This is a genomic window from Mesorhizobium sp. ES1-3 (assembly GCF_020164795.1).
GTDB lineage: Bacteria > Pseudomonadota > Alphaproteobacteria > Rhizobiales > Rhizobiaceae > Mesorhizobium.
Map to the genome: position 1 here is coordinate 81,830 of NZ_JAIUGW010000026.1, position 8,848 is coordinate 90,677.

Sequence of the window (8,848 nt, forward strand, 5' to 3'; positions counted from 1 at the left end):
ACCGATCTTGAGGGAATCATGTCGGGTCGGTGAAAGAGGGACATGCCGTGACAGCCCGATCCATCAAGTTCCCCATCGTCGGCGTCGGCGCGTCAGCGGGTGGCATTCCCGCGATGGAAGGGCTGTTCAAGGGCATCACCAGTCAGCCCGGCATGGCGTTCGTGGTCATCACGCATCTAAGCCCCAAGCGCAACAGCCTGCTGCATGAGGTTATCGACCGCTACACCGAGATGCCCGTGGTGGTGGTCGAGGACGGCGTGGCTGTCGAACCGGACCACGTCTATGTGATGCCGGAAAACGTCACTCTCGTCATCGAGGATGGCGTCTTGCACCCGAGGCGGCCCAATGGGCTTACCCAGGAGCGCAAACCCGTCGATATTTTCTTCAGCGCACTGGCCGACGACCAGGGCGAATACGCGGTCGGCGTCATTCTGTCGGGCGGTGATTCCGATGGAACCTTGGGCGTCAAGGCCATCAAGGAGCGAGGCGGGCTCACCGTCGCGCAAGCGGCTGACGGCTACGGTCCGCGCAATCCCGACATGCCGCAGAGCGCCATTGCCAGCGGGCTCATCGACGTCGCCGTGCCCGCCGAGGAGATTGGGGCGAAGCTCGTGGCTTACGCCCGCGGCTTCGACACGCTGGACGGGCTGGCGAGTGACGAGGACGTCCATGCGGCAGACCTAGATCAGGTCCGCGAACAGATATACGGGATCTTGCGCAGCCACTCCGGCCACGACTTTTCAGGTTATAAAACCAAGACATTCCTGCGCCGGATCAAGCGGCGCATGCAGATCGCCCAGATTCAGTCCATCGGCGCCTATATCGATTGGCTGAAGAAGGACCCTCGCGAGGTGATGAACCTGTTTCGCGATCTGCTGATCAATGTCACCAACTTCTTCCGCGATTCCGACGCCTTCGAATTGCTCGAACAAAAGATCATACCGCGGCTGTTCGACGGCAAGACGGCGAGCGATACTGTCAGGGTCTGGGTTCCCGGCTGCGCCACGGGCGAAGAGGTGTTTTCCATCGGGATCTTGCTGCGGGAACACATGGAAACGCTTTCGGCCGTGCCTCGCGTCCAGATTTTCGCCACCGACATAGACGAGCCGGCGCTGGCGGTTGCGCGCGCGGCACGCTATCCCGAAGCGTTGATGCAAGGACTTTCCCCCGAACGCAAACAGCGGTTCTTCAACGGCGATGGCGAAAGCTACGTCCTCAGCAACGAAATCCGGGAACTGTGCATCTTCTCGCCACATAGCGTCATCCGCGATCCGCCCTTCTCGCGCATGGATCTGGTTTCGTGCCGTAACCTGCTGATCTATTTCGGCCCAGCCATTCAAAGCCGCGTTCTTCCTGTCTTTCACTATTCGCTGAAGCCCGGGGGTTATCTTTTCCTCGGCACGTCCGAGAGCGTTGGGCAGCACGAAAATCTGTTTGCCACCGTCGACAAAAAACATCGCCTCTTCCAGGCACGGGAGCATGTCTCGCCGCACATCAGGCTGCCGGCCCTGATCGGCGATGTTCCTTCCGGCGTTTTTCCCGCCGAAACCGCTGGCTTGAAGAAGGGAACGGTCGGCTATCCGCTGCGTCAGGCTGTCGAGGCGCAGGTGCTGGAGCGGTTCGCGCCGCCGCATGTCCTCGTCAACGCCGAAGGCGACGTCGTCTACTATTCGGCGAGGACCGGCAGGTATCTCGAAGCGCCGCAAGGTATCCCCAGCCGGCAGTTGCTGACGATGGCGCGCCGCGGGCTCCGGCTGGACCTGCGTGCCGCATTGAGGGAAGCGACCACGACACGCCGCACGGTCGTGCGGGAAAACCTCGCCGTCGAGGAAGACGAGGAACGCGTGCAACCGATCAGGCTGACGATCGAGCCGCTCGCCGAGCGGGGCAATGGTGAGCCGCTTTACCTTGTCCTCTTCGAGCCGTCGGGACCGACGCAGGCCCGATCCGATGAGGCCGGCGGAAGTCGTGACAGCGACAGCACCGCCGATCTCGAGCGGGAACTGCGCGATGTAAGAGAGCGTCTCCAATCCACCATAGAGGAATACGAGACCGCCCTTGAAGAGGTGAAATCCTCGAACGAGGAACTTGTCTCCGTCAATGAAGAGTCGCAATCCACCAATGAGGAACTTGAAGCGTCCAAGGAAGAGATGCAGTCGCTCAACGAAGAGCTCAACACGATCAATGCGGAGTTGACCAGCAAGATAGAACAACTCGATCACGCCAACAGCGATCTGCGGAACCTGTTCGAAAGCACCGACATCGCGACCATTTTCCTCGACCGCAGTCTTGTGGTGCGGACCTTCACGCCGGCGGCTTCGTCCTTCTTCAGCCTGCGCCCCTCCGACGTCGGCCGGCCTTTGACTGATTTGTCGAGCCAACTCGATTATCCCGAGTTGAAGCAGCACATCGACAACGTGTTCGAGACAGGCGAGACCCTGGATCATCATCTTGCGCGCGATGCCAGGGGTCTGTTTCACATGGTCCGTATCAACCCCTATCGGGACAAGGGCAACAGGATACAGGGCGTCGTGGTGACACTGGTCGACGTTACCACCCTGGCGCGGGCGGAAGAGCATCAGCAGGTGCTCATCTCGGAGCTCAACCATCGCGTCAAGAATATGCTGGCGGTGATCGCCAGCATTGCCAACCGCACGCGGGACAGTTCCGATACGAAGGAAGAGTTCGTGGACGCGCTGATCGGTCGGCTGCACGCCATGTCCCGCGCCTACGGACTGCTGACCCGCGAGAGGTGGAAGGAGGCTTCGGTCAAGGAATTGCTCCATCAGGAACTCGAACCGTTCGGCATCGAACGGATCGACCTCGATGGCGACGACGTAAAACTCGGCCCGCAACAGGGCCTTTCCCTCAGTATGGCGATCCACGAACTGGCCACCAATGCGGCCAAGCATGGCGCCTTGTCCAAGCCCCAAGGCAGGATCGGCGTCAAATGGGAGATGGATGGCGACAGTTTCACGCTCGGCTGGCGCGAAAAGGACGGCCCTCCCGTCAATGAGCCGTTGAACGATGGCTTTGGCCTGAACCTGTTGAAGGGGGAAATCGGCTACAGGCTCGGCGGCCATGTCGAGACCTCCTTCCGCAAGAACGGTCTCGAGATCCAGATCGCCTTTTCGGCAAACCATAAGGACGCGACATGAGCGATAGATCGCGCGTTCTGGTGGTCGAGGACGAGTGGCTGATCGCGGAGGACGTCGCGTCTGAGCTGCGTGCAGCGGGCTATCCGGTGGTCGGCCCTGTTTCGTCCGTTGCCGCCGCGCTTCAACTTGTCGAGGCGGACAAGGTCGACGTGGCGTTGCTGGATATTCAACTCAACGCTGAAACGAGCCTGCCGGTCGCGGAAGTCTTGCTGGCCCGCGGCACTCCGTTTGCCTTCGTAACGGGATTTGGGGAGCGCGATGTTCCAGCCCCGTTTCGAAGCTGCAAATTCGTGGCAAAGCCCGCAAGCGAAACGGACATCCTCACCGCCGTGGCGGAGCTCGCGTCGCTTCGCGCAGCCAGGAAACAGTCGTGATTTAAAGCCTGTCGTGATCAATCCAGCGGATTACGAAGGACGGACCGATCTCGCCATTCTGGAACCGTGGCCAAAAGCGGATCTCCCGTTCAGGGGTGAACAACTCGAAGACGTCAAAGTGGAACAACTGGCGTCGATTGGTGTTCGGTATCGTGTGGCGTCATTGCTCCCCCCGATTGACGCGGCACGATCGGGTTCCCCTCAACCTGATCAGCCCGCGCACTCCCCGGCCGGGAAGCGCGGGCTTTCCGTGAGGAGCGGTCATGTTTTGAACCAGGTGGAACAACCTACCCGTTCGGCAGTTCGGCGCGCAGGAGGAACCACCAAATGCATTATGCCGATGAAATCGCGCTCAGGCGCGTGAAGATGCTGGTTGAACAATATGTTCTCGCCAGAAGCAGAAGGTATGATTTCGTGTCGACCGAGCTGGCATGCAAGGCCATTCGTCGGGTGGTTCGGAGCCCCATAGAAGATGCCGAACTGGATCATCTGCTGGCCCGAAGTGCGGTCAAACAGGGGCTTTCGGTGCGGTTCGACCGCGTAGGCCACTTGGAGGCTGCTTCAGCCGAGTTCACCGAGGAAAAGCCGGCATGAGAGCGGCGTTGTCAATATGTGTGGTCGCGGCGTTCCTTGCCTTAGCGGGCTGCAACGACAATGCCGACCCTGTCAAATCCAAGACAGATACGATGAACAGCCAGCCGGTCGACAAGAACCCGACGACGGATACCGATCCGACGCCACAGTCCAGTACTGGCGGGGACCAGCAGGGCACGCAACCCAAGCAGCCGGCATTGCCGAAGCGATCTGGCGGTTAGGGGTCAACCGGCGGTCAGGGTTGACGCCGCTGCCTGTTCAGGATTTTGCCGCCAGCCAAAATGGTGGGCGAGGTGGAAAGGGGATGCCCCTCTGGTCTCGGTCATATATCAGCCGATAATTCTTACCGGGACCGACTTCGCGGCCGGCACGTGAGCCTTCTTGGCGCGATGCCAGAGCGGCACCAGGGGATTGAGCTCTGGATAATAGCCGGCGCAGTTGCCTTGAGGCACGGAATAAGGTGTCACGCGCAAGCCACGCACGCGCCGCTCCACGCCGTCATCTGCATGGGTTTCGAGATCGACCTGCTGCCCCGCGCTCAACCCGAACCGCTGGATGTCGGCCTCGTTCATCAGCAAGACCATGCGTGTGCCATGGATGCCGCGCAGCCTGTCATCATAACCGTAGACGGTTGTGTTGAACTGGTCATTGGAACGCACCGTCATCAGCGTCAGGACCTTGCGCCCCGATATATCGATGTCGGGGTTCGTCTCGAGCGTCGTCGGCAGCTTGAAATTGGCCTTCTTATTCGGCGTCTCCCAAACTCGTTTCGATGCCTTGATGTCGCGATGAAAGCCTCCAGGCGCCAGGAACCGTTTGTTGAACTGGCGAAAATGTTGGGGGAAGCAGCGCTCGATCTCGTCGCGAATGCGCGAGTAGTCGGCAACCCACTCGTCCCAAGGGATTGAACTCGAGCCCGGCACGGTGGCCTTGGCCAGCTCGGCGACGATCTTCGGCTCTGAAAGCAGATTTGGCGAAGCTGGCGGGCGTGATCCAAACGAGCCATGGATACAGGCGGTGGAATCCTCCATGGAAACGGTTTGATCGCCGCTTGCCTGCCGGTCTCTCTCCAGCCGCGACAGGCAGGGCAACAGATAAGTTACCGCCCCAGGGATGAGATGACTGCGGTTGAGTTTGGTCGCGATTTCGACATGCAGGCCTAATCGCCGCCAAGCCTTCTCGACCAGGCCGGTTTCGGGCACGGCGCGCACGAAATTGCCGCCTAGGCCGACAAAGCCCTTCACCGAGCCAGCAATGACACCTTCGCAGGTCTCGACCGTATCGAGGCCCTTTTCACGCGGAGGCTCGAAAGCATAGAATTCGGCGAATTTGTCGAGCGGAACGAGCTCAGGCTTTTCAGATATGCCGACGGTGCGCTGGCCCTGGACGTTGGAGTGACCACGTAGCGGCGAAATGCCGGCGCCGGGTTTTCCCATGTTGCCGCGCATCAGCAGCAGGTTGCACAGCATCTGGACGTTCTCGGTGCCGTGCCTGTGCTGCGTCAGACCCATCCCATAATTGCCGATCACCGCATTGGAGCGGCCGTAGACTTCTGCCACATGCTCCAGATCCGCTCGCGCGATGCCCGACCGTGTGACGATGTCGTCCCACTTGGCAGCGCGTAAATAGGCTTCGAAATCAGCAAAACCGTGCGTGTGTTCAGCGACGAACTCGACATCGAGGACGCGCAAATTTCCATTCTCCCGAGCCGCGTCGTCGAGTGCCAGCACCGCCTTGGCAATCCCGGTCATCGCTGCAATGTCGCCGCCGCTGCGGACCTGGAAGAAGTCGCTGGACATCTTGGTGCCGGGGCTTGGCGACAACATTTCGACGGGGTCCTGCGGATTCTTGAAACGCCTAAGCCCTCGCTCCGGCAAGGGGTTGAATGTGAACACCGGCACGTCACGCTGGCGAGCCTCCTGCAGCGGGTGCAACAGCCGCGGCGCCGTCACGCCGGTGTTGTGGCCGAAGAAGAACATCATGTCGCATTTGGAAAAGTCTTCGAGCTGCACGGTCCCAACCGGCGAGCCGATCGACTCGGGAAGCCCGACCGAGGTTGATTCGTGACACATGTTGGAAGAGTCGGGCAGATTCGACGAACCGTAGATGCGGGCGAAGAGCTGATACATGAACGAAGCTTCGAGCGAGGCCCGGCCCGATGTGTAGAAGACGACCGACTTCGGATCGAGCCGCCGAAGTTCCATGCCGATCTCGGCAAAGGCTTCATCCCAGGAGATCGGCTCATAGCGGTCGTTGACAGCGTTGTAGCGCAGCGGATCGGTGAGCCTGCCTTGCTTTTCCAGGTCGCGATCCGGCCAATCGAGCAGTTCGGTGACCGAATGTCGTGCGAAGAAGTCGGGGCCGCAGCGCAGCTTCGTCTGATCCCACATGGTGGCCTTGGCGCCATTTTCGCAAAACTCGAAGGGTCGCGGCTCCGCTGGCTTGGCCCATGAGCAGGAAACGCACATGTAGCCGTCCGCCTTGTTCTGCTTGAGCAGCGTGCTCCATATCCCAGACATCAGCAGGCCTTCGCCATATGCCTTGCGGATCAGGGAGGACAGGGATCCCCACCCGCCCGTCGGGTGGTCGTATTTCTTGATTTCGACACGATCGGTAACGGCGGGTTTCATCGCGGGTCGTCCTTGCGAAAGCCATTACCAAACCTCGCCCCTGCTTGATTGTTCCCGACTGTGCGAAACGAACGTCGCTGGTGCAATCTGGCCGCCCTCAATCCTCGCTTGCCAGGCCAGTACGGGCGACCACCGGTGTCTCGGCATCGGTTCGCACCTGCTGTGGAACTATTTTGGGCTGTTCGGCAAGGGAAGGGAGCAGCGCGATGGAGCGACGCAACGCGGTAATTTCGCTGGTGATAGCCGCCGTCATTATCGTCGGATTCCTGATCGGCTTTCATTACGTTGATATGGGCTGGCGCACCTCGCCCCTGAAACGAGCGCCTGAGCAGAACCAGGGGGGTAACGCTCCGGCGGATACCTCACCGGCCGCGGGCATCCAGAAAAATCCCAAGGAAAATACAGAAATGCCGGGGCAGCAGTGATTGACGGCTTTCTAGCAACAGCAGCTTGGCTCAGCAGGGACGCTATCTTTCATATGAACTCAGACGAGAGGGCGTTGTGTGTCAGATCCCTCCGTTCTGATCCTGATGTATTTTCTTCTCCCCGTCTGGTTGGTCGCCGGTTTTGCCGACTGGCTCTGCCATCGCGCGTCGCATATCGAGTCGACCGCGGGCGCCAAGGAATCGCTGATCCATCTCGTGATGTTCGCCGAGGTCGGCGTGCCACTGCTTGCCGCCATGTTCCTCGATGTGAACGCCCTCGTCGTAGCCGTCATGATCGTCACCTTCTTCATTCACGAGGCGACGGCGATCTGGGATGTGCGCTACGCCACAACGGCGCGCACCGTAAATGGGGCTGGTCAGCGTCGTCTCCCTCCATTGGGGACGTTGCTTGCACTGTTCGGGACAGGACGGCAAACCGCACGCTTTGATCTTGCCTGGAGATCGCAGCCGCTGCCGGTGACTTATATCGTCTGCGTGATGGTCGTGATCCTGCTTTTCGAATTGCTGCCTTACCTGGAAGAATTCGTCAGGGGTTCCGTGCCAATGCCGGCAGGCTGACCCGCCGAAAGCCGGACGACACGACCCGGGCCAGACGACATTGCGGTGACGCGCCTATCGGAAACGACGTCTGCAACCGTCTGGGCGCGTCCTGCGCGGAACATCTCCGCTTTGCTGGCCATTATCAGAGGGTGAGAGCACGGACATGGAGTGTGCTGATGGGCATCCTTTCCGATCTGGACAAGAAGCTGACCGACAACATGTATGAGCATGGCAGCGAGCTTACCGATGCCGTTGCGGATCTGCCGCGGGCGATCGTCGAAACCGTCGACCGGCTGATGCCCTTCATTCAGCCGGAAGCGCGCGAGGCGGTAAGATGTCAGGTTCTCGGCCTAATCCACGAATACAGGATCGAGAATCCCGCAGGCGCGAGCGAGCAGGGTTGAACGAACCGGCATGGTCTATCGAATGAGGCTCGGGTCGGCTGACATTGCTCCCTTTGCCACGTTCCATTTCTCGCCATCCGCGCCCGCGCGGCGTTCGATTGACCGGCATGCGGCGCACTCCAGATCAACTTATGATTTGCTTCGGTCGTGGGGAGACTGTTCTTGTGGCGCATCAAGTGCCGGCTTTGGCCTTCGGTGGCCGTCATCTAAGGCTGGATTAGATTACCGGTGGCCGTTGGTCTGGGCGTTTCGACGGGATGGTCGTGTTCAGGTCCGGTCGAGCAACGATCACGAACGGCGGCCTCGGCCGCGCATCGTCCTGGATTTTCAGCGCAGCATGCTACCAGCCAGGAACACCACGGCCGCCACCAAACGACGGCTGCAATGAACAAAAGCGGCCAATTGCTGCCGAGCCGCGGTTCGGTTCGCACAATGCTTCTGCTAGGATAGTGCTATCTGGTCTCGCTTCGGCGGGCCCACGCCATGCTTCGTGCCTGCTGCGTGATAGATGAGTCCATGTGATGGAAGCAGTTCAACCGCGGCCTGGCTCCGCTGCCCCAATGGCCGTCCGGCGCCCAGTAATTGTAGACACCCCAACAAGCATTGCCCGTGCGCCGCGCAATTCGTCGTCCGTGAACAATGAAGTGGGTCAGGCTGCGCTGGATCTGGGGCGGCTTTGGAGTGCTGTGATGAGAAGCCGCA

Annotated in this window: 8 protein-coding genes; 7 read left to right on the top strand and 1 reads right to left on the bottom strand. The window is 60.2% G+C overall.

The genetic code is table 11. The features are described 5' to 3' along the window. Positions 1-47: 47 nt before the first annotated feature. The 4 genes from LB536_RS26285 (at position 48) to LB536_RS26300 (ending at position 4,347) form a co-directional block, all read left to right on the top strand. A complete protein-coding gene (locus LB536_RS26285; RefSeq protein WP_224597723.1) occupies positions 48-3,158 on the top strand; it encodes a CheR family methyltransferase in 3,111 nt (1,036 codons plus the stop codon). Next, positions 3,155-3,532, top strand: a complete 378-nt coding sequence (locus LB536_RS26290; RefSeq protein WP_140764726.1) for a response regulator — start codon at positions 3,155-3,157, stop codon at positions 3,530-3,532. Before LB536_RS26285 ends, LB536_RS26290 begins: the two co-directional genes overlap by 4 nt. 327 nt (positions 3,533-3,859) lie before the next feature. Beyond that, complete coding sequence (locus LB536_RS26295) at positions 3,860-4,126, top strand: hypothetical protein (protein WP_140764730.1); 267 nt, start codon at positions 3,860-3,862, stop codon at positions 4,124-4,126. Beyond that, on the top strand, positions 4,123-4,347 hold the full coding sequence (locus LB536_RS26300) for a hypothetical protein (RefSeq protein WP_140810116.1): 225 nt from the start codon (positions 4,123-4,125) through the stop codon (positions 4,345-4,347). Before LB536_RS26295 ends, LB536_RS26300 begins: the two co-directional genes overlap by 4 nt. 108 nt (positions 4,348-4,455) lie before the next feature. Here LB536_RS26300 and LB536_RS26305 read toward each other — a convergent pair whose 3' ends face one another. Then, positions 4,456-6,756: an FdhF/YdeP family oxidoreductase gene (locus LB536_RS26305; RefSeq protein ID WP_140764733.1), complete on the bottom strand. Its 2,301-nt coding sequence runs from the start codon at positions 6,754-6,756 to the stop codon at positions 4,456-4,458. A gap of 206 nt (positions 6,757-6,962) precedes the next feature. Here LB536_RS26305 and LB536_RS26310 point away from each other — a divergent pair, with 206 nt between their 5' ends. From LB536_RS26310 to LB536_RS26320, 3 genes are all read left to right on the top strand, one after another. Then, complete coding sequence (locus LB536_RS26310) at positions 6,963-7,181, top strand: hypothetical protein (protein WP_140810119.1); 219 nt, start codon at positions 6,963-6,965, stop codon at positions 7,179-7,181. A 78-nt stretch (positions 7,182-7,259) separates the two neighbouring features. Then, entirely contained in the window at positions 7,260-7,760 is a 501-nt protein-coding gene (locus tag LB536_RS26315) for a diguanylate cyclase (protein ID WP_224597725.1), read from the top strand. A gap of 158 nt (positions 7,761-7,918) precedes the next feature. After that, complete coding sequence (locus tag LB536_RS26320; RefSeq protein WP_181178809.1) at positions 7,919-8,146, top strand: hypothetical protein; 228 nt, start codon at positions 7,919-7,921, stop codon at positions 8,144-8,146. Positions 8,147-8,848 lie beyond the last annotated feature (702 nt).